The sequence below is a fragment of the Falsiroseomonas sp. E2-1-a20 genome (assembly GCF_051433195.1).
In the GTDB taxonomy this organism is placed as follows: domain Bacteria; phylum Pseudomonadota; class Alphaproteobacteria; order Acetobacterales; family Acetobacteraceae; genus Falsiroseomonas.
In genome coordinates this window covers 1-19,600 of sequence record NZ_JBHMFT010000049.1, presented here as the reverse complement: position 1 = coordinate 19,600, position 19,600 = coordinate 1, and the positions used below count along the sequence as shown (strand labels likewise).

At 68.0% G+C, this 19,600-nt stretch carries 18 protein-coding genes; 15 read left to right on the top strand and 3 right to left on the bottom strand.

The window, feature by feature from the left end:
* Positions 1-92: 92 nt before the first annotated feature.
* On the bottom strand, positions 93-2,318 hold the full coding sequence (locus ACFHPP_RS27325) for an SLBB domain-containing protein (protein ID WP_437166402.1): 2,226 nt from the start codon (positions 2,316-2,318) through the stop codon (positions 93-95).
* Positions 2,319-2,544: 226 nt separating this feature from the next.
* Here ACFHPP_RS27325 and ACFHPP_RS27320 point away from each other — a divergent pair, with 226 nt between their 5' ends.
* Both ACFHPP_RS27320 and ACFHPP_RS27315 read left to right on the top strand, forming a co-directional pair.
* Positions 2,545-3,780, top strand: a complete 1,236-nt coding sequence (locus ACFHPP_RS27320) for a tyrosine-type recombinase/integrase (protein WP_437166401.1) — start codon at positions 2,545-2,547, stop codon at positions 3,778-3,780.
* A 430-nt stretch (positions 3,781-4,210) separates the two neighbouring features.
* Positions 4,211-7,228, top strand: a complete 3,018-nt coding sequence (locus tag ACFHPP_RS27315; protein WP_437166400.1) for a hypothetical protein — start codon at positions 4,211-4,213, stop codon at positions 7,226-7,228.
* Between the two features lie 654 nt (positions 7,229-7,882).
* Here the strand turns inward: ACFHPP_RS27315 and ACFHPP_RS27310 are convergent.
* A complete protein-coding gene (locus ACFHPP_RS27310; protein ID WP_437166399.1) occupies positions 7,883-9,049 on the bottom strand; it encodes a hypothetical protein in 1,167 nt (388 codons plus the stop codon).
* A 1,059-nt stretch (positions 9,050-10,108) separates the two neighbouring features.
* Between ACFHPP_RS27310 and ACFHPP_RS27305 the strand changes: the two genes are divergently transcribed.
* From ACFHPP_RS27305 to ACFHPP_RS27245, 13 genes are all read left to right on the top strand, one after another.
* Positions 10,109-10,465: a hypothetical protein gene (locus ACFHPP_RS27305; protein ID WP_437166398.1), complete on the top strand. Its 357-nt coding sequence runs from the start codon at positions 10,109-10,111 to the stop codon at positions 10,463-10,465.
* The gene (locus ACFHPP_RS27300; protein WP_437166397.1) at positions 10,462-10,683 is read left to right on the top strand and encodes a hypothetical protein; all 222 of its coding nucleotides are present in this window, start codon (positions 10,462-10,464) and stop codon (positions 10,681-10,683) included. Before ACFHPP_RS27305 ends, ACFHPP_RS27300 begins: the two co-directional genes overlap by 4 nt.
* Entirely contained in the window at positions 10,680-10,904 is a 225-nt protein-coding gene (locus tag ACFHPP_RS27295; RefSeq protein ID WP_437166396.1) for a hypothetical protein, read from the top strand. The genes ACFHPP_RS27300 and ACFHPP_RS27295 overlap by 4 nt, the downstream gene beginning before the upstream one ends.
* 221 nt (positions 10,905-11,125) lie before the next feature.
* Positions 11,126-11,848, top strand: a complete 723-nt coding sequence (locus ACFHPP_RS27290) for a hypothetical protein (protein ID WP_437166395.1) — start codon at positions 11,126-11,128, stop codon at positions 11,846-11,848.
* A 114-nt stretch (positions 11,849-11,962) separates the two neighbouring features.
* Positions 11,963-12,181, top strand: coding sequence for a helix-turn-helix transcriptional regulator (locus ACFHPP_RS27285; protein WP_437166394.1), 219 nt, complete (start codon positions 11,963-11,965; stop codon positions 12,179-12,181).
* A gap of 128 nt (positions 12,182-12,309) precedes the next feature.
* Positions 12,310-12,819: a hypothetical protein gene (locus tag ACFHPP_RS27280; RefSeq protein ID WP_437166393.1), complete on the top strand. Its 510-nt coding sequence runs from the start codon at positions 12,310-12,312 to the stop codon at positions 12,817-12,819.
* Between the two features lie 11 nt (positions 12,820-12,830).
* Positions 12,831-12,983, top strand: coding sequence for a hypothetical protein (locus ACFHPP_RS27275; protein ID WP_437166392.1), 153 nt, complete (start codon positions 12,831-12,833; stop codon positions 12,981-12,983).
* Positions 12,980-13,228 carry a hypothetical protein gene (locus ACFHPP_RS27270; RefSeq protein ID WP_437166391.1) on the top strand — a complete coding sequence of 83 codons (249 nt, stop codon included), beginning with the start codon at positions 12,980-12,982 and terminating at the stop codon, positions 13,226-13,228. Before ACFHPP_RS27275 ends, ACFHPP_RS27270 begins: the two co-directional genes overlap by 4 nt.
* A gap of 198 nt (positions 13,229-13,426) precedes the next feature.
* A complete protein-coding gene (locus tag ACFHPP_RS27265; RefSeq protein ID WP_437166390.1) occupies positions 13,427-16,060 on the top strand; it encodes a DUF3987 domain-containing protein in 2,634 nt (877 codons plus the stop codon).
* A 211-nt stretch (positions 16,061-16,271) separates the two neighbouring features.
* A complete protein-coding gene (locus tag ACFHPP_RS27260) occupies positions 16,272-16,574 on the top strand; it encodes a hypothetical protein (RefSeq protein ID WP_437166389.1) in 303 nt (100 codons plus the stop codon).
* Between the two features lie 2 nt (positions 16,575-16,576).
* The gene (locus tag ACFHPP_RS27255; protein ID WP_437166388.1) at positions 16,577-17,209 is read left to right on the top strand and encodes a hypothetical protein; all 633 of its coding nucleotides are present in this window, start codon (positions 16,577-16,579) and stop codon (positions 17,207-17,209) included.
* Positions 17,209-17,892 (top strand): hypothetical protein, encoded by a 684-nt coding sequence (locus ACFHPP_RS27250; protein ID WP_437166387.1) that lies wholly within the window; start codon positions 17,209-17,211, stop codon positions 17,890-17,892. Before ACFHPP_RS27255 ends, ACFHPP_RS27250 begins: the two co-directional genes overlap by 1 nt.
* A gap of 371 nt (positions 17,893-18,263) precedes the next feature.
* The gene (locus tag ACFHPP_RS27245; RefSeq protein WP_437166386.1) at positions 18,264-18,440 is read left to right on the top strand and encodes a hypothetical protein; all 177 of its coding nucleotides are present in this window, start codon (positions 18,264-18,266) and stop codon (positions 18,438-18,440) included.
* Between the two features lie 539 nt (positions 18,441-18,979).
* Here the strand turns inward: ACFHPP_RS27245 and ACFHPP_RS27240 are convergent.
* Entirely contained in the window at positions 18,980-19,531 is a 552-nt protein-coding gene (locus ACFHPP_RS27240) for a hypothetical protein (RefSeq protein WP_437166385.1), read from the bottom strand.
* Between the last annotated feature and the right edge of the window lie 69 nt (positions 19,532-19,600).

The window sequence follows — 19,600 nt, the reverse complement described above, 5'->3', positions numbered from 1 at the left end:
TTCGGGGGGGGGGGGGGGGTTTGGGGGAGCCTTTTTCCCCTGGGGGGGGGGGGGGGGGTCCCCCCCCCCCGAACAACCCGCGCCCCCCTCCCTCAACGCAGCTCCCGCGCGATCACCGCCAGCGCGGCGGAGGAGATCGTCACCTGGCTCAGCACCTGGGTCAGGTCGCGGATGAAGCCCCAGGTTTCGAAGGGAGAGGGGTCCTGCGGCACCACCACCAGGCTGCCGGGCGGAATCGGCGGGCCGCCGGCCTGCCAGCCGGACAGGCCCGCGGGCGCCGCCTGGCCGTTCGGCAGCACGACGAAGGCGCGCGCGGCATCGGCGAAGCGCTGCGGGCCACCGGCGGCGCGGGCGTAATCGTTGGCGCGCCAGCCGCTGCGGAATTGCAGGCTGCCGGGGTTCAGCACGGCGCCGACGACGGTGACCTCGTTCGGGCGCTTCGGGATGACGATCAGGTCGCCCGGCTCCAGCAGCACGTCGCGTTCCGGATGCGCGGCAAGCTGCACCGGGTCGGCCTCCACCACCATCCGCCCGGCCGCCTGCGCCTGGCGCAGCGCGTCGGCCAGTTGCCGCCCGGCGGTGATGGCGCTGCCGACATCGACGCCGCCGCCCCGCGCCCCCGCCACCGCCTGCCCCGCCGCCACCTGGATCAGTGACGCCTCCAGGTCCCGCGCCGTCCGCGCGAAGCCTTCCTGCTGGCGGATGCGGACGCTGTCGCGGGTGAAGACGGTGCCGTAGGGGTAGGCCTGCGGCGTCAGGCCGCCGGCGCGGGCCAGCAGTTCCGAAAGCCGCTCGCCACGGCGGATGTCGTAGCTGCCGGGGCGCAGCGCCTCCCCCACCAGCCGCACCGGCCCGCTTTCGCGGTCGCTGAAGCCGCGCGGCACCCGCAGCACGTCGCGCGGCGAAAGCCGCACCGCGCGGAAGTTGCGCGACCGCAGGTCGAGCAGCAGGCGCGACAGCGGCTGCGCGCCGGACTGGTCCAGCGGCTCCCGCGCCAGCTCCACCGCGGACAGGTCGGCGCCTTCCGTCGCGCCACCGGCCGCGGCCAGCAGCAGGTCCAGCCCGGTGTCGTCGAGCAGCGGGAACAGCCCGGGCTGGCGCACCTCCCCGCTCAGCAGCACGGCCGAATCGAGCAGGAAGCCGAGCAGCGGCGGGTAGTCGAGGAACACCTGCGGGCAGAGCGGTGCGCCGATGTCGGGGAAGCCGGCGCCGCGGACATGGGCGAAGCGGGCCGGCGCGCTGCGGGCGGCGATGGCGAGCTGGCTCAGCGCCGGGCAGGCCTCGGCGCCGGGGGTTTCGCCGCGCAGCGCGCGTTGCGCCGGCGGGCTGGCCAGCCAGGCGATGTCGGCATTGCCGAGCACGATCAACTCGTCGCCCTCGGCCAGGGGAAGGTCCGCGGCGCCTTGCAGGATGCGCGCCAGGTCGAAGGGGACGAAGCTGCGGCCGCGTGTCGCCGGGTCCAGCCGCAGGATCACCGCCAGTCGTGGATAGGGGTCCGGCCGCACCAGGCGGGGGTCGGACAGCAGCGAGCGCAGCGTCGCGCCGCCGCGGCCGACGGCGCGGGTGACCGGCGCGGTGACGTGGCCCGCGAGGCGCATCTGGTTGGCGATGACATCGGCGCCCGGCTGCACCAGCACGCTGTCGCCGCGCCGCACCGCGTCGCGCGGGCCGATCTCGGCGAAGCTGCGGCGGCCGCCGGCATCGGTTCCCTGCACCAGGAAGCGGTTGCCGGCCGGGCGCAGCGGGTCGCCGGCCAGGCGCAGCACGGCGGACAGCGGCGCGGCGCTGCTGCGGGCCGGCAGTTCGTAGATGCCGGGCCGCGTCACCTCGCCGGCGATGGCGACGACGCTGCCGAGCGGCGGCACCAGGATGCGCTCGCCCTCCCGCAGCGTCAGGTCCACGGCGCCGCCTTCCCCGGTGATGACGGCGTAGAGGTCGACGGTGCGGCCACCGTGCGGGCCTTCGACGCGGATGCCGCGCAGGCTGCCGGTGCGGCGCGGCCCGCCGGCCTGCATCAGCGCATCGAGCACGGAGCCCAGCGCCGTCAGCGTCTGCATGCCGGGGCGCTGCACCTCCCCGGCCACGAAGACCGAGATCTGCCGCACCTGGCCGATCGAGACGAAGACATCGCTGCCCGGCATGTCGCGCGCGACGCGGGCGGCGAGGTCGGCGCGCAACTCGCCGAGGGTGCGGCCGGCGGCGGGGATGGGTGGCAGGTCGGGGGTCAGGATGCTGCCGTCGCGCTGCACCCGCAGGTTCAGCGTGGCGCGGGTGCGGCCGCGCAGCGCCAGGACAAGCTCGTCGTCGCGGCCGATCAGGTAGGTGTCGGGCAGGGCGCCGATCAGCGGCGGCGGGCGGGCGCCGGCGCTGAAGCTGTCATAGCCGAATTATCGTTCCCGGCCATCCCTCGCCGTCCGGAAGTTGTTCATCTGCCTCAACAAGTTAGGGGGCATTCGTCCATTGCTGTCCCGGACCATCCCCAGTAATTTTGTGCAGCCGTGTGGGCTGGCTTGTGGGCTGGGCCTTGTGGGCTGGAGCGATCGAATGGCAGGCAAGTTGACGGCTCTGAAGGCCAAGGCCCTCACCGCACCCGGCCGCTACAGCGACGGGGACGGCCTCTGGCTACAGGTCCGCGACGCGTCGCAGCGGTCCTGGCTGTTCCGCTACACCCGCCACGGACGTGCCCGGCAGATGGGCCTAGGGGCATATCCAGACGTGTCACTGGCCGACGCGCGGGGTGAGGCGGCGGCGATCCGCAAGACGCTCAGGCAAGGCCTGGACCCGCTGGAGAAGCGACGCGCCGAAAAGGCAGCCGAGGCCAGCGCCAGCCGCTTCACCTTCAAGGAAGTCGCCGAGCGCTTCCACGCCGCGCATCAGGCCGCTTGGCGGAGCGAGAAGCACCGGGTGCAGTGGGTCACGCAGATGGAGGCCTACGTCTACCCGGTGTTCGGAGACGTGGCGGTTGACCGGGTGGGCACCGCCGAGGTGCTGAAGGCCCTGGAACCCGTGTGGCATGAGAAGTCCATGACGGCGACGGTGCTGCGCGGCCGGCTGGAGGCTGTCCTGGACTTTGCCAAGGCTCGCGAATGGCGCGCCGGAGAAAACCCCGCCCGGTGGCGCGGGCACCTCGCCAAGTTGCTGCCGCGGCGCAGCCGGATTGCCAAGATCAAGCACCATCCCGCGCTGCCTTGGTCGGAGGTGGCGGCATTTGTTGAGCGGCTGAAGGCCTCGCCGGACTTGGCGGCGCGTGCGCTGGAGTTGCTGATCCTCACCGCAGTCCGTACGCAGGAGGCGACCGCTGCGCGATGGTCAGAGATCGACCTTGCCAACCGGGTCTGGACCATTCCAGCCGAGCGGATGAAAGGCGGGAAGGAGCACCGGGTGCCGTTGTCTGCGCCGGCAGTAGCGCTGCTGGAGCGGATGCGCGCGCAACCCGGCGGGCAGGGCGCCTACGTCTTTCCCAGCCCACGCGGCAAGAAGCCGCTGTCCACCAGGGCATGCGCGGTGCTGCTGGGCAGGCTGAAGCGGACCGACATCACCGTGCATGGCTTCCGCAGCACGTTCCGCGATTGGGCAGCGGAGCGAAGCAACTTCCCCCGCGAGGTGGCGGAGGCGGCGCTGGCGCACGCGGTGCGCAATCAAGTCGAGGCAGCGTACCAACGCGGCGACCTGCTGGCGAAGCGTGCTCAGTTGATGGAGGCGTGGGGGCGGTTCTGCACCCGGCCGGAAAAGACCGCACCAGTCGTAGTGCCGATCGGTGTCGCAGCATCGTCGAATTGACTGCCGCATGAGGCATCGGCCTTCGACGCGAACCACCAAGTACAACAGCTGGGAACACTATGGAATAACCAGGGACACGTGGCGGATGATTTGATCGATTCTTGCACAATGGACGATGGTTGTTCCGAATACTGGCGCAGTATGCTATAGTCCTGCTGTGCACGTGGGTGTCCGCGTGTGGCCGGAGACGACATGCGGAACACCTCTGACGCCTACCCCGATGCGAGTGGAGCCGAGGCTCTGGCCTTCCCCATCTCGCGCGCTGTCGCCCTCTCCGGCCTATCGCGGACTGAGATCTACCGCCGCCTCGCAATGGGCGATGTGGAAGCGGTCAAGGTCGGACCCCGAACGCTGGTCCTGGCAGACAGCCTGCGAGCGCTGTTCGCCCGCCCCCCCCGCGCCACCTTCCGCCAGAACGTGAGGGGCTGAGATGGCTGCACGTCAGATCAGCGTCCGGCTTGCGATCGAGGGCGCGGAGGAGGCCCGCGCTAAGCTGGAGGCGTTCGGGCGGGCGGGGCAGCAGGCCGGCGAGGCGGCGGCGCCGTCCACGTCGCAGACGGCCGCGTGGGAAAAGCTGCAACGGTCGGTCGACAGCAACTACGCCGCGACCGTCCGTTATGCGAACGTCGTGGACCGGGTGAAGCAGGCCGAGGCTGCTGGCATCGGCACGCTGGAACGGCGCAACCAGTTGCTGGAGATAGCCGCGCTTGCGCATGCGCGCGCCACCACGACGATGACTGCGAACGTGGCAGCGTCCACTGCTGCTGCGACCGGCGCGCGCAACTACGGGCACGCCTTGGGCCAGGCGGGTTTTCAGGTTCAGGACTTCGCAACCCAGGTTGCGATGGGCCAGAACGCCATGACGGCGTTTGCGGTGCAGTTTGCACAATTCGCGGGCATCTTCGGCGCGGGCGGCGCGATTGCCGGCGCCGTTGTGACGGTGGCGCTGCTGGGCTCGCAGTTCCTGGACCTCGGCAGCAAGATCGAGGGCGTCTCCGAGGCAGAAAAGAAGCTGCAAGAGGCGATCAGCGCCAGCAACGAGATTTACGAAGACGCCATCAGCAAGGCGAACCGGCTCCAGCAGGCGCGCATCGCCGCCGCGGCGGCTGGGCTCGAAGAACGCATCACGGCCGAGCGGGCGGCGCTGCGGGCGCTGAACCAGGGCGCCACGCAGGCCGAAGAGAACCGGGCCTTCATCAACGGCAGGATCGGCGGCGGCGGCACCAACGACAATCCGGTGGTGCGCGCCGAGCGCGAGCGGATCGCGCAGCAGGCAGAGCAGATTTCCGCACGCATCGCGGCGCTGGATCTGGAAATGTCGCGGCTTCGGGCCGTGACCGGCGGCGGCGACCAGTACGGGCCGGGGCAGAGCGAGAACGAGGCTGAGACGCGGCGCCGCGAGCGCGAGGCGGAACAGGCCCGCAGCCGGGCGGAGCGCGAAGGTATCGCCTCGGCTCGCCGCGTGGAGCGCGAACAGGACGCGATCGCGGAGCGCCAGTCGCAGCGCGTGCAGAACGCGGTACAGGCGGAGGCGACCCGGCGCGAACAGGCTCTTGAACGCGCCGCACAGCAACAACAGCAGCGGGACGACAGGCTAGCCGAAGCCAACATGCGCCGATTCGACAGCACAGTTTCGTCCTTCGGCGATGCGCTGTCGGACACGACGTTCAGAGCGCTGGAAGAGGGCGCCGAACAAGGCAAGAGCCCACTCGAAAGTTTGGCTTTGGGGTTCGGCTCAATCCTTCGCCGCGCCGCCGCGCAGGCGCTGTCAAATCTTGTATTTCAGCCGACCATCCGCCTCGGGGCGCAGGCGATCGGCTACACCGGAGCGACCTCGGGGCAAGGCTCGCTCATGAGCAGCCTCGGCCAGTATTCGGGCCTGTCCAACTACCTACCGACCGATGCGTTCGGCAGCGCGCGCACCTTCCTGGCATCGCAGGTGTTCGGCTCGGGCGGCTTGAGCGCGGCGGAGATGGCTGCGCCGGGAATGTTTGCCGAGGCTGCCCCGTCGAGCATGGGCCTGACGGTCGGCAGTTCATGGGGTGCCTACTTGGGCGGCGCGGCCATCGGCATCGGCGGCGGCAGCATGGTCGGCGGCTACCTCGCCGGCGACAGCCAGGCGCGCCAGCAAAATGCGCAGATTGGATCCGTCATCGGTACCGGCGTCGGGGCATTCTTTGGCCCGGTAGGCATGGCGGTCGGTGGATTGATCGGCGGCGCGGCCGGCGGCTTGATTGGCCCCGGCGCGAAGACCAACGCTTTCGGCGTGGATCTCCGCGCGTCCGGCTCCGGCCAGTTCGAGATGTCCGACTGGGCCTACACTGGCGATCCGTCGCAGGCGGTGGAGGTGGTGACGCAGGCGCAGCAAGCCGTCGCCAACGCGAACCTCATCATGCAGGCAGCCGGGCTGCGGGTGCAGCAGGGTTTCATCACCATCGGCGCGAACAACGGCGTGCCGCAGGCGGCCAACTTCGCGGAGGCACTGGGCAACTTCCGGTTCGCCAGCGACAACGCCAACGTGACCCGCGCGCTGGGCAACAGGCCGAGCGCGCAGTTTGAAGAAGCGGTGCAGATCGCGCAGTTCGTGACGCAGATTTACGAGCCGCTCGGCAAGTTGGTGGAGCCGCTGTCCGCTTTCGAGGCGGGCATGCAAAGCATCCTCGGCGTGTTCGGGCCGGTGGTTGAGGAAGCGGATCGGCTTGGCCTGTCGCTGGCAGATCTGACGGCGCGGCAGAATGAGCAGATTGACGCGCTGGTTGCTGCCCGCGACCGGCAGCTTTTCGATATCACGGATCGCGTGCGGGCGGACTATTACCGCAGCATCGGCATGGGCGAGGAAGCCGATCAACTGCTGTTTGACGTGCAGGCGCGGAACAACCTCCGCGACTTGCAGGAACAGCTTGAGCAACTTGGCGCCAGCGCGGAGGTGACGGCCGGCTTCACCGCACTGCTGACGGCGACGCAGGCGCAGCAGCGGCAGGAGATCATCAACAGCGCGAATGCCCAGGCCGCGCGCCAGGCATCCGGCGTCATCGGCGGGCTGGGCGACTTCGCGCGCGGGCTGCGCACCGACGGGTCTAATTCCGGCAACCCGCTATCGCGGCTGTCGGCGGCGGATGCGCAGTTCACGGGCGACCTGTCCGGCGCGCTCGGCGGCGACTTCCAGGCTTTGTCGCGGCTGCGGGACAGCGCCGGCACGTTCCTGTCCGCCTCGCGCGACGTGAACGGCACGGGCGTTGGGTTCGCGCGTGACGAGGGCCGGGTGATCTCGGCGCTGGAACAGGTCGGCGGGCTGGGATCGGACGCGTTGACCAATTCGGCGAACGAAGCCGGCCGGCAGACGCAGACGCAGACGCTGGTCGGCGAGTTGCAGGCGCTGCGGGCCGAGGTGAACGCCCTCCGCCGTGAGCAGCAGCAACTCAACACCCGGCCGCGGTTGGCAGCGTAGCAGGGCTTTTCCCGGCTCCATCAACCCACGGCAGCTAGGGGCGCGGGCGGACCAGCGATCCAAGCATGGGCGGTTCGCCGCATCGCGAGCACCACAGCTCGCGCCGTAGCCCCATCAGGTGCAGGCGCTCGCCGTTACCTACCAGCCGCACGAGATCCCGGCGCGCGATGGTCCGGACGCGGCAGGCGCAGGGCAGGCGCAGCGCTTCGTCGCGGGCTAGAAAGGCGACAGTGTACAGCGGCGCGAGATCCACGGCGCCTGGACGTACCTGAACCTCTCGCGCGAGGTGAACAGCACTGGGCTTGGCTTCGCGGCGGCGAAAAGGCGAGTGATTGATGCTCTTGGGAGCGTCGGCGCGCTGGGCTCGGATGCATTGACCAACTCGGCAAATAAGGCCGGGCGCCAGACGCAGACGCTGATGGGGGGGGCTGGACCGCCTGCAAGCAAAAGTGGCTGCCATGCGTCGTGATTTTCAGCAGATGAACGCCAGATCGGGGGCGGCATAGCTGGGCTGGCGCGCGCGTTGCAGTTACGGGCTTGCGCGGACAATCGGCGGCTCACCGCACCGGCGGCACCACAACTTATGACGCAGTCCACTCAGGTGCAGCCGCCACCCAGTTCGCACTCCAACCGGTCCTATCCCAGACCAAACTGCTACCTAGGTGGAGCAATCGGTTGCTCAAATGGCACGTATGGAACTAAATCAAATGTCTGTGGCTGAGGCTGAAGAAGCCATTGAGGCGAAGGATTGTTAGAAAATCTACCGCGCAAATTCAACTTCGGATCGAAGAAATTGGGATACCCAATATATTGCCGACTGGAAAGCGAGTTAAACGCTTGCTGTGCAAGTCCAACAGTTGCTGGGTGATCAGGGTCGTTTAGTGGCTCCAGCAGCGTTACTCTGAGGTCCGGATTGGTTTGTGTAGACTGAATGGTAGGAGGAACATGGATTGATATGCCGCCAGGCTCGACTCGATTTGGAGGGGGTGCTGGGCTGTTTATTGTAATTCTGACCTGCGACTCAATGAAAACTGCGCTGTACGCTACAGGAATAACTGATTCTCCAACCAATTCTACAGTGCTGGACTGGCCAGTGCTACCCGTGCCTTCTATATTGAATAATCCAGATAAGCCCATGCGCCGCAGAAAATCATTGGCCCAGGATAATTTTGCCTCTCCCTCAAGACGCTGATCTGTTGTTACGCGAATAACCCGTCGCGCATGATACACCGCACCAATTACGATAGGGGCTGGTCTCGGGGCTGAAGCGATGACCACATTTCCAGTAAACGGAATCGCCTCAAAAAACGGCTTGAGAGGCTGACAGTTGGGATCTGCTGTCAGGGAGCGCCGCAGTTGAAGCATGGACGCTCTAACGGTCTCGACGTCTCGAAAAAGTAATTCAAATCGATCTCGTCGGTTTCCGGCACCGCGCCCCTCTGCGACACCAGCAACCCCCAGTGTTGCTCCAAGCGCCTGATCTGATGAAAAGGTTACCGAAGGCAATTGGGCCGGAGTCCGGATGGGAGACAAGTTAGGAAAGCAATCTGTGGGAGCCGCGATCAGTATTCCCGTCTGCGGGTGATACACGTCCCCGACTTGCTGTCCGCCCGATACCGTAATTGGGCTCAAGCCAAGAGAGGTCAGTAGGGCACGCTCTTCTTCGATTAGACGATGCAGGCGCTGGGCGCCTCGGCTAGAAAGATCCGCCGCATTCGGGTTCTGCGGCGCCGGCGCCTGTGTTGATTGCGCATCCGCCTCTTGTGGTAGGAGGATGAGGGAAACAGCGAAAATTTTCAGCAGCGTATGGAGCACTTGCATACCCGATCATCCTCAACCGGTCTCGACGGGGATGCGAGCATGCAGATGCCCAGCCACGCAAGCTGTTAATCAGAGTCTGGAGAGGTCTCCATCAAGAAGGCTAGCCATGGGGCGCCCCCCGGCCTCAACCTCAAGATCAGTCGACTGCGGGATCCGCACCATGCGCCCGACGGCGAGGTGCCGCGGCAAGCCGCGGCGAGATCGCGATGGCACCGCGGCGGGCGAACGCAGCAATTGCTCCGCCTCGGCTTCAGACATGACAAGGCATCGGGGAAGCCGAGGGGCCGCCGCACTGGATGGTTCATCCGATTGTAGTGCACGCCTTTCGGCGGCGGAGGGGCTGGCGCCGTCAGGGGCCACACTTGCTGGTCGCCGCCTTCGGCGCATGCCCATCGCCGTCTCGAACGCATCCACGTCCGCCTGCCGAACCGGAAGGCTGATCCGATTCTGAGGTGTCCGAGCTTGCCTGCCCTGAGCAGTCACTGGACCTGGGTCGCGCGGACCTGCCGGCGGCGGCCGATCTGGCGACCGTGTTTTAACAGGCAGGTTCAGCCAGCAGCCGATTTTCGTAGCCGCACCCCTGCCCCGCCCCCGTTTTCCGCGATGAATTCCACGCCGGCCGCCTCTAGGGCGCAGCGGATTGCCGCGAGGGTCCGCCGCTGCGGCGACCCCTCCGCCTGCTCTAGGCGCGCGACCGTCCTGACTGGAACGGAACTCGCGTCGGCAAGGTGGTCTCGCGTCCACCCAACCAAGGCTCGCGCGGCACGAACCTGAGCGGGGGAAATGGCATGTGGCATGTCATTTTGGCTTGCGGGCATGCCAACAAGATGACATGTATCCTGCCATTCCGCAAGGAATGCGGCCGGACGGGGTGTTACGAGCACCCACGCCCGGCCTGACCGCAACGCGACCACGGGAGATCGCATTATGGCTACCTCAAATCCTACCACGCCGCGCGCCTCACGGCGCGCCCTACTCGGAGCCGCCGCCGCACTAGCCGCAATCCCTACCGCGGCGGCTCCGGTAACGCTGGCCGACGCCACACCGCCCGCTGCGCTGATGCGGCAACTCGCCAACCCCGCCACGGCGGCCGGCGGCGGGCACCCCGGCCCGGATGACGAGATGATCCGCCTCTGCGGCGTCTACGTTGCCATGTGCCACCACTACAACACCGTCGACATGAGTGAGACGGATGGCAATGCCTTCTACGCCCGCATGCGCGACGTGGAGGACGCCATTGACGACCTGCCGCCGCAAACGCTGGCGGGCGTGGTGGCGAAGGCGCAGACGGCGATCGCCCTGGCCGGACAGGAGCCGGAGGACACCGGTTCGTGGCAGAGCAGCCCGGCCGGCGACTGGGCGCGCGACGTAGTGCACGACCTGGCGCGGCTGTTCGGCACAGGCGGTGCGGCATGACCGAGACCCGCAGCAACGTTGTGCCCTTTCCGAAGGTACTGCGGCGCGTGGTCGTCACATGGCCGGCGGCCGGCGCTGAGCGGCGCATCCGCGACGATGCCGAACGGGAGGCGCTGCTCGCCTGGCGTGCCGCTACGCCGGCCCGGCGGGGTGCCGCGATGGGCTACGCCCGCGCCGTGCTGGAACGTCCTGACGCCTCGCCGAGGGTGGTCAGATGAGCCCGGCGCAGTGGGTGCAGCGTTACCCGGGCGGCTGGGCAGACCTCAAGCCGATCCCGTGCACCCGCGCCGGCTGCCCCCTCGTGGCCGGCTGCGATCGCGCGGCCTCCAAGGGTGGCCTCGCCGTGAAATGCCCGGTCCTCGGCGGCACGCGCGTGGCACTGGCGCCGTTCGTCCCGGTGCGGCGTGGAAAGCGGGCCAGCGGCGCCGAGGTGCAGTGATGATCCCGTGCGGCTTTGCCCTGCCTGGTCCGCTGCCGTGGCGCGGCGGCCCGGCGCCGTCCGAAGATCCTCGACCGACCGGCCTGCGCCGGTTTCGTTGGGGGAACGGCGCGGAACACGGTAGGATGCTAACTGGCGGGGGCGGGATGGCCCTCCTCTCGCGCGGCTCCTCCGCCCGCGCTGCCCCCGCCGACTACAACTGCGGAGCGCGCGGAGGCGCGATGATGAGCGGGTACTATGAAGAATGGCGGCTGGCCGCAGCGGCCGCCGCGCTCCGCGCGCTGACTGAACAGTACCCGCGCAAGCCTGAGCCCCAGCGCCGGCGCGGTGCGCAGCGCATTGCGGATGGCGTTGTTGATGCAGTCTCCTGCTACAGCAGCGGCGCCTCTGCTGCATTGCTGGATGTGCTTGAGTTCTGCCGATCACTGAACCTGCCCCTGCCTCCAGGCCTTGATTATGAGGTGCAGATGCTGTCGGAGATGGCCCTCTCCGGGAAGTCCGCGCCATCATCAGGACAGGGTGGGCGCTTCCCTCTGGACCAGCATCGCAACGCCTTGGAGCGCCGCCGCCGCCGTGAATGGGTCCGCATCATTCGGGAGATGGCAGAGGACTACGCGGATGCGGATGATCCGGACGATGGAGCACTCTCCTGGGGCGCGGTCCCAGACCTTTACGCCGAGTGGCAGGTCGAACGCCCAGAGGCTGACGGGCGCACAACTGAGGCGTGCAAGATCGCGGCGCGCCGACATGGCGATGGGATGCGCGAATGGCGAGCCTTCTATGACGCCTTCGCCGAGGTAGAGACAGCGGCGACCGAGGACGGTTGGCCGGGCATTTACTACATCCCAAGTCCAGCAACGGCTGCTCGCCTGGATCTTGCGCCAGCCATCGAAATGCAGATGCAGATGGGATTGTGCGACTGGCCGGGCTTTGACCTAGCCTAGCCCTGTTTCGGGAACCTCGGCGACCTGTCGGAAATGACGGGCGCAGCGCAAGCCTTCATTCAGTGTCTCACGAAGTCCCCGCCAGCCCGGCGGGACGACCAAGGAGACAAACGGATGAAGCTGGTTTCTGAAGTGGCACCTGAGGCCGTCCCGCTGCCCCGCGCCACTGCCGTGTTCGGCATCTCGCGCAGTTCGCTGTACCGGCTCGCCGGCGAAGGCGCCGTCCGGTTCATCAAGCTGGGTCGCACCACTCTCGTGGACGCCAACAGCGTCCGCGCCTTCCTGGCTGCGCAGCCCTCGGCGGTGATCCGCCCCGAGCGCAAGGCCGCCTGAAAACACACAACCCCGCGCGGTGTGAACCGGCGGGGCTGCGGAAAGCGAAGTGATCGAGCGGCACTCGTCACATAGCAAAGCCCGGCCCGCCCTTCAAGCATCGCGCGCAGCCTCAGAAAGGCTGTCGCATGAACCCGTGTTTCACGATCAACGATACTGCCCGGCTCGCCGAACTTGCCGTCAAGCTTCAGCAGTCCGGCGCTGCCCATCCGCTTCCCTTGATCCGCGCCGCGATGGCGAAGGAACTGGCCTTCGTGATGGTCGCGCCTGGCGGGCGCATTCCGCTCCGGGTGCTGGACCCGATGAAGCATCCGCTCCCCGTCGTGGTGGTGCTGGGCGGCGACCATGCCGAGCCGGCCGGACCTGACGACTTTCCGCAGACGCGGAGGCTGCTGCGGTGGTCGCGGGCAACCATGCTGCACGGGGCTGGCGGCGAGGAACTGCACTACGCCGCCGCAGTCTCAGCGGCCCGCGCCGTGGGCCGGGTGCTGATCGCCGAGACGTGCAGCGTGCACCTGGCGGACTGGATCGCGCTGGCGAAGGCAGTAGCGCCGCACGTCGCAACTCTGGTCATCGCGCCGAAGCCGGGCACTTCGCATCCGTACGAAGCGGCGCCGGCCGGGGTGGTGCTCCAGTGATCGCCGCCGACATGACACCCGCAAGCATCCGCCTCCGCGACCTGTTGGAGGCAGCCGCCGAGGCCCGTCGCCGCGGCGACCGTGGCGCGGCCGAGATGCTGGAAACCGATGCGGTGATGCTGCTGCGCGACTTGATGCCGGCACGGCAGGAGGCGCGGGCATGAGCGGCATAACGCAGCTTCGCACCAACACCCCTATCTCCCGCGGCTTCCGCGGCTTGGATGGCGTCGAGCGCATGGATCTCGCCGAACTCGTGGCGCTTTCGCACATCACGCAATGGGCGGCAGAGGGCTGCATCCACGGGAACCGCAGCGCCCTCGGCGCCCAACTGATGGCGGATGCCGCCTGGCTCAACCGGCAGATCAGCGCCCGCGCCGAGCGGGCAACGCGTTCGCGAGGTGCAGCATGAACGCCCCCACGGTCAAGGCGGTGCTGCGCGCCGATGGGCTTACGGTGAAACTCCGCTGCCCCCATTGCCACCGCACGCATGTGCACGACGCCGCCGGCCTGTTCATCGGCACTGACAGGTACCGCCTTGCGCCCTGCTCGCCGGCAGATCGACGGAAGACGGCGGGATACTTCGTTGAGGCCAAGGGGAGCATGCAGGATGCTGGATAGCATCTCGGCCTCCCCCCCTTCACATAGTCTCGCACCGGATGCCGCGACCATCGCGCGGTTCGTGGATGCGACGTTCCGCTATGCCGACGCCGGCACCTACGCCAGCCTGCGCGCCTTCCGCGACAACGACGACGGCCCGCCCTATCGCATCGCCGTTTCGCAGATCGGCGAAAGCCTGGACGCCTTGGTCGCCGACGCGGAACGCATGGCGGCGCAGGCTGGCGCAACCAGCTATGCGACCGTGTTTGCGCCTCCGGTGGCGACGTTCACCAGCGCCGAGACGGCCAAGGAGGCGGACCTCGCCAACGGCCTGACCCTTAGCGTCGAGTGCGACGCGGCAGCCCATGCAGCTCGGGCGCAGCTTGTGGCCTTGCTTGGCCCAGCAACGGTGGTTGTCGCCAGCGGCGGCGAATGGCTGAACGCCAGCACCGGCGAGTTGGAGCCGAAGCTGCATCTGCACTGGCGACTGACGGAGCCGACGCGCACGCAGGAGGAGCATGCCACGCTCAAGCGGGCGCGCGTTCTGGCTGCGCGCCTGGTGGGTGCGGATCCGACGAACGCGCCGATGGTCCATCCGATCCGGTGGCCCGGCTCCTGGCACCGCAAAGGCGCGCCGAAGCTGGCCCGCATCGTTGACCTGACCGACCGGGAGATCGACCTGGCGGAGGCCCTAGAGCGGTTGCAGGAGGCGGCTGCGGTGGCTGGCCTACCTGCCGCGCCTAACAGGCCTGGGGCGGCCCCTGAGGGCACCGGAGAGGCGCGGGATACGGCGGCGCTGGTGCAGGCCATCCGAGGTGCTGAGGACTACCATGCGGCGACCACAGCCCTCGCGATGCGGTTCCTCAAGGGCGGCATGCCGGATGGGCAAGCTGTCATGGTTCTGCGCGGCTTGATGCAGGCAGTTCCGGAGTCTGAGCGCGACCTGAAGGACGGCACGGCGCAGCCCGGCCGGTGGCAGGCCCGCTATGACGACATCCCCCGCGCGGTCAGTACTGCCCGGGCGAAGATCGGCGAGCGGCCCGCGGCGGAGCCTGGTAAGCCGGTGGCGAGCGGCGGCGAGTGGCCGGAGCCCATCAACTTCCTCGCAGATGTGGATTTGACCGCGGCGCCGATGCTGCAACGGCATCATCTACCGGACGTGCTGGCCGACTTCGCGTTTGATACCGCCGGCAGAATGGGCGTCGACCCTTCCGCGGTGGCACTGGCCGAAGTGGTCGCATGCGCCAGCGTGATCTCCGACGACTGGCGCCTGCAGCCGAAGATCCACGACACGACATGGACCGAGAACGCGCGGATCTGGGGCGCGATCGTCGGCGACCCGTCCATCTTGAAAACGCCGGTGATCAAGGCCGTGACAGCGCCGATCGATGTAATCGATGCGCAGGCCCGGGACCGGCACGCGGAGGCGATGCGGACCTATCGCAGCGCGGTGGCGACAGCGAAGGCGGACAAGACGCCGCCGGAAGCCTGGCCGCCGATGCCGAAGCTAGACCGCCACCTGATCGAGGGAACGACGGTCGAGGCGCTGTCCGAGGCCCTGCGCGACGATGACGAAGCCAAGCAACGCGCCCCAGCCGGGAAGGTTATGGTCCGGCAGGATGAGCTGTCGGAATGGCTGGCGAGCTTCGACAGCTACCGCGGCGGCGGTAAGGGCGGTGCCGACCGGGGCGCCTACCTGCGCCTCTACAACGGCGGGCGGTTCGTGGTCGACCGCATCGGGCGCGGCACCTTCGCCATTCCAAATTGGTCTGCCTGCGTCCTCGGCGGCGTTCAACCAGAACCGATCCAACGCATTGCGCGGGACGCCGCAGACGACGGCTTGTTGCAGCGGTTCTGCTACGTCGTGCCGGCCGCGCAGGGGGACGGTGAGGACCGCGAGCCTGACCAGAAGGCGCTGGCCCGATACCACGCCCTGTTCCCCGTCCTGTCCTCCTTTCGACCCTCGGGCAGCTTCCCAGGCGCACAGGGGCGGCCGGTGGTGCTGCACGCGAAGGCGCATGACCACCGGCTGGCAATCGACCAGCTCATCAAGGCGCAGGTCGGAATGCCGGACACGTCCAGCCGACTCAAGGCCGCCTTTGGGAAGTGGCGCGGTCTGTTCGCCCGCATCGCGCTCACGTTCCACCTAGTCACGATCGCCGATGCTCGTGCACGGGGCGAGCAGGCGCCGGTTGCCGAAGTGCTGTCCGAAGACACAGCACGACGGGCCGAGGCGTTCATGCGCGGCGTGCTGCTGCCCCACCTCCTGCGCGCCGAGGGGCTGCTGTTCCTCACGCCGCAGACTGGTCACTCGCGGTGGATCGCGGGGCATATCCTGGCGAGCGAGGCCGCGCAGGCAACTGGGCGCATCACGCTCCGTGACGTCACCCGCGCCTATCAGCCGCTGCGGTCCCCGGAGCGCCGGCGGGAACTGCTGGCATGCATGGAGGCGCTGGAAACGATGGCGTGGCTTCTGCCGGAGGTGCCCGCCAACCCGGCGCGGCAGCCGGCGGCTTGGGCCGTAAACCCGAAGCTCTACACGATCCTTGCGGCGGAGGCCCTGGCCGAGCGCGAGCGCAGGAAGCAGGCCCGCGCCGAGGTGACGGAGGCTGCCCGCCGCAACCGGCAGGAGAGCCCCCGATGACCGCAAATGTCGCCAATGTCGCTATGCGCGCGCATGAGAGCCAAAATTCTATTTCAGCCTCTCTCTCACACTCTTTCGCCCTTCGGACGATCTCGGGGCCTCGCGACGCGCGCATAGCGACATTGGCGACAAATCACACCGCCTCTGTCCCCTCCGGCACCGGGGGCGCGCCGCCTCCCGCGTGCTGCAACCAGCGGCGCGGAGACCTGACATGGAACCCGGCTTCAACGCCGCCCTGGCGCATCTGACAGAAACGCTGCGCCCCTTCCGAGAGATTGCGGAACGCGTGGTCCGCGAGGCGCCCGATAAGGATGCGCCGATGGCCATGCGCGCCCGCCTCCAGCTCGCGGAGATGCGCGCCACCATCGCCGAAGCGACGGTGCACGCGCTGCTGACCGATAGCGCGATCTCCACCATCCGCAACGCAGCCGCCGCCGGCCGCAGCGCCATGGACCTGCCCGAAGGGCTGCGCGTCGTGCCCTTCGCCAACCGCAACACCGACACGAGGATCTGACCATGAAAATCAAGGCAATCATGGGCCTCCGCCCGAAGGCGCAGGACGCCGCTTCCATCCGTGCCGCAATCGGCGAGGCCGAGGCCGCGCAGGCCGAGGCGAAGGCCCGCGCCGCGGGGCTCGAAGCCACACGCGCCGCAACCATGCTGGACGGCGAGGCCGCACAGCTTGAGCGCGCCGAGCGCGACCTGGCCACCGCACGCGCCGACGCGGAGCGGGCCGGCATCATGCTGGAGGCCCTGCGCGGGCGCCTGGAGGCTGCCGAGCGCGCCGAGGTACTTGCCCGCGTCCGCACTGCCGCAAAGGACGCTGAGGCCGCCTCTGCCCGCTTCCTGGCCTTCATGCGGGACGAATACCCCAAGCTGGCGCAGAAGATCGCGGCCGGCATGCGCCTGGAGACTGCGGCATCCGAAGCAACGCAGGCCGCGAACGCTGCCTTCATCGCTCTGCCCCCGGCCGACGTGGCGCAGATGATGGAGGAGGGCGTGCAGATGCCGCCGCAGCCCTCGATGACGATCGCGCCGTACTTGTTCCCGAACTTCAACGCCAACGTGCGACTGCCTGCCGCGCGCGGCTCGGCCTGGCCGCCGACCGATGACTGCACCTTCGAGTTCCAGGGGAAGGTCAACGCCTGATGAACGACGAACTTCAGACGGCCGGGGATGCGGGCATCAGTCCGCATCCCAACGACAAGAGGAAGGCGGTCATCCTCATGGCATCCTCCGCCTTCATCCGCCGGCCATCATACGACGAGCCCTCAATGCTGGACATGGAGGGCGCGGACCTCAGCACTCTGAACAGCGGCAAGGCGCCGCTGCTCGCCGACCACTACCGCAGCCTCGATAGCCTGCTGGGCATCATTGAAGGCGCCTGGATTGATGGTCGCCACGCTTTCGCGGTGGTGCGGTTTGCCAAGACAGCGCGGGGCGAGGAAGCCCGCGAACTGGTCGCCGATGGCATCCTGCGCAACGCCAGCGTCGGCTTTGGCTATGACCCTGGGCAAGTGGACGCCAACGGCATCCGCATCATTCGGCGGTGGACGCCCTATGAGGTGAGCCTGGTGACGGTGCCGGCGAACTGGGTATGCGGGCCGGTATCGCAGGATCTCGCATTGGCCGAGCAGGCGATCCAACGCGAGCGGGAAAGGCAGCATGCCGCAGCACGTAACCAGGAGAACTCGGCTATCCGCGCGGAAGTGGCCGTCCGGTCCTTCGCCACGGTCGCCGCACCCGGCCTCGCGTCGCGCCTGTCGCTCGATCCTGCCGTGGTCGCGGCTGCCCTGGCGGCAGAGGCGAAGGCCTACCAGGCCGCGGCATAGGCAAAGCCTTTGGGTCGCGGGTCCCTCTGGCGCTGCCAGCAATACGGTCGGCGGAGGCGCGATAGTCCGCTAGGCGCAGCCCCTTCCCTAGGTAGCATCATCATTCTGAATGACGGGAGATATAGCCATGATTTTGGTGAATGATGGGATACCGGCCGGCGCGACCGCTGGCCAACTCGCCCGCATCCTCGGCATCACGGAACGCGTGGTCGCAGGCCGAAAGGCGGACGGGCGCTTGCCGGTCCTGCCGGGCGGCAAAGTTGATCTACATCAACTTGTGCGCCTTGGCGCGGCCGAGGCCGCGCCAGCGTGCGGGCGTAGCATCACAACCTGGCACGCCGCCGCCGCCGGCCGAGGCGTTCGACGCCGGAATGCGCGCCGCTGCGGCGACCACGGCGCATCTCGTCCTGGCCGCGGTGACGACGCCTCAGCCGGGCGAGGATGCCGGGATGGCCGCTGCGCGTGGCATGCGGGCGGCGCTGGATATGCTGGGCGTGCCGGATGGGGAGGTGCCGGTACCGGAGCGGCTGGCGGCGGTGGCGGCGTAGGCCGAGGCATTATGTAATATCGGGCGGGCGCCTGGCACTGGCGTACCATCGCGCCTCCGCCGACCGTATTGCTGTGCCTCTGGCAGGGACCCATACATTGCGCGCAGGATGCTGAGACGACTTTGACCGGATCGACTCCAACCACCATTGCACGGAAGGAGAGGCGCAGGGGGAGGAGGCGGACGCTCCCTTAGCTGAGCCCGCCAGTCCAACGGGTCAGAGAGACTGGCGCCGGCCAAACTTGGCCCCAACAATCGTTCTTGTTACGGTACGGGCGAACCAGCCAAAGAGGCACCCATGCCGGTAGCCACCTGTTCTCGTTGTTCAGCCCGCATCACCGTCACCTCAACGCGGGTGGATCATCAGACCGGCTTGTCAGCTTGGGCCGTGGACTGGGGGGACGCGACTATGCGATGCGCTGAAATGCTCGACCGCATTCAACGTGGGGAGGCGCCAGGCCAGATCCATGAGTGCGGGGCCGCGACGGTCGCCGTCGCTACGGCTCGTCATCTCGCGCATGCGCCGAAGCAAGCCCGGCACTAGGCGCCGCGAGGTTGTTCCGTCGCCATCGGGGCGCCGCCTCCCGGGGCAGAAACCGCCACCGGCAGGTCTACAAACAGCCGGTCCAGAAGGGCAGATAGCGCAAGCATATCCGGACCCCGTGTCTGCAGCATGGCCCGCCTACGGGTGGCGTAATCCAACCCGTAGTTTGCGACATGGCAGCGTAGATTCTCGGGAAGCGCGCCAATAAGAGCGCGGATCGGCGCCTCAATGTTAGCAAGTGCCCCCCGCAGGAAGGCCTTGAGCGTCGAAGCACAGTCTGATGCGCGGATCACACTACGCTCACTTAAGAACCCGTCCAGATCTTCGGCTCGCATTGCCTCAATTAGCCCAACGCAGCGGTTTGGATCGACTGAGTTGCTGGTCCCGGGGTGCCGCTTGAACATCTCGCGCGAGAAGCGCTTGATCGTGGTTTCGTCTACAACATCCTCTCCGAACATGCTCGTGGCTAACTGTCTGAAAGCCTTCCGGTCCGATCGAAAGAGGGCTTGATAGGAGACTAGGAGGGCATCGTGCCTGCCGGTGGTCATCTGATCCAGCACCACTAGTGCACTGACTCAAACGGAAGGTGCAGGGAGTCTGGCCAGTTTGCCGAGGAT

Bases quoted from the DNA above. Each gene is read 5' to 3' on its own strand.
- ACFHPP_RS27320 (WP_437166401.1), top strand. From the start codon at position 2,545: ATGGCAGGCAAGTTGACGGCTCTGAAGGCCAAGGCCCTCACCGCACCC.
- ACFHPP_RS27315 (WP_437166400.1), top strand. From the start codon at position 4,211: ATGGCTGCACGTCAGATCAGCGTCCGGCTTGCGATCGAGGGCGCGGAG.
- ACFHPP_RS27310 (WP_437166399.1), bottom strand. From the start codon at position 9,049: ATGCAAGTGCTCCATACGCTGCTGAAAATTTTCGCTGTTTCCCTCATC.
- ACFHPP_RS27305 (WP_437166398.1), top strand. From the start codon at position 10,109: ATGCGGCAACTCGCCAACCCCGCCACGGCGGCCGGCGGCGGGCACCCC.
- ACFHPP_RS27300 (WP_437166397.1), top strand. From the start codon at position 10,462: ATGACCGAGACCCGCAGCAACGTTGTGCCCTTTCCGAAGGTACTGCGG.
- ACFHPP_RS27295 (WP_437166396.1), top strand. From the start codon at position 10,680: ATGAGCCCGGCGCAGTGGGTGCAGCGTTACCCGGGCGGCTGGGCAGAC.
- ACFHPP_RS27290 (WP_437166395.1), top strand. From the start codon at position 11,126: ATGATGAGCGGGTACTATGAAGAATGGCGGCTGGCCGCAGCGGCCGCC.
- ACFHPP_RS27285 (WP_437166394.1), top strand. From the start codon at position 11,963: ATGAAGCTGGTTTCTGAAGTGGCACCTGAGGCCGTCCCGCTGCCCCGC.
- ACFHPP_RS27280 (WP_437166393.1), top strand. From the start codon at position 12,310: ATGAACCCGTGTTTCACGATCAACGATACTGCCCGGCTCGCCGAACTT.
- ACFHPP_RS27275 (WP_437166392.1), top strand. From the start codon at position 12,831: ATGACACCCGCAAGCATCCGCCTCCGCGACCTGTTGGAGGCAGCCGCC.
- ACFHPP_RS27270 (WP_437166391.1), top strand. From the start codon at position 12,980: ATGAGCGGCATAACGCAGCTTCGCACCAACACCCCTATCTCCCGCGGC.
- ACFHPP_RS27265 (WP_437166390.1), top strand. From the start codon at position 13,427: ATGCTGGATAGCATCTCGGCCTCCCCCCCTTCACATAGTCTCGCACCG.
- ACFHPP_RS27260 (WP_437166389.1), top strand. From the start codon at position 16,272: ATGGAACCCGGCTTCAACGCCGCCCTGGCGCATCTGACAGAAACGCTG.
- ACFHPP_RS27255 (WP_437166388.1), top strand. From the start codon at position 16,577: ATGAAAATCAAGGCAATCATGGGCCTCCGCCCGAAGGCGCAGGACGCC.
- ACFHPP_RS27250 (WP_437166387.1), top strand. From the start codon at position 17,209: ATGAACGACGAACTTCAGACGGCCGGGGATGCGGGCATCAGTCCGCAT.
- ACFHPP_RS27245 (WP_437166386.1), top strand. From the start codon at position 18,264: ATGCGCGCCGCTGCGGCGACCACGGCGCATCTCGTCCTGGCCGCGGTG.
- ACFHPP_RS27240 (WP_437166385.1), bottom strand. From the start codon at position 19,531: ATGACCACCGGCAGGCACGATGCCCTCCTAGTCTCCTATCAAGCCCTC.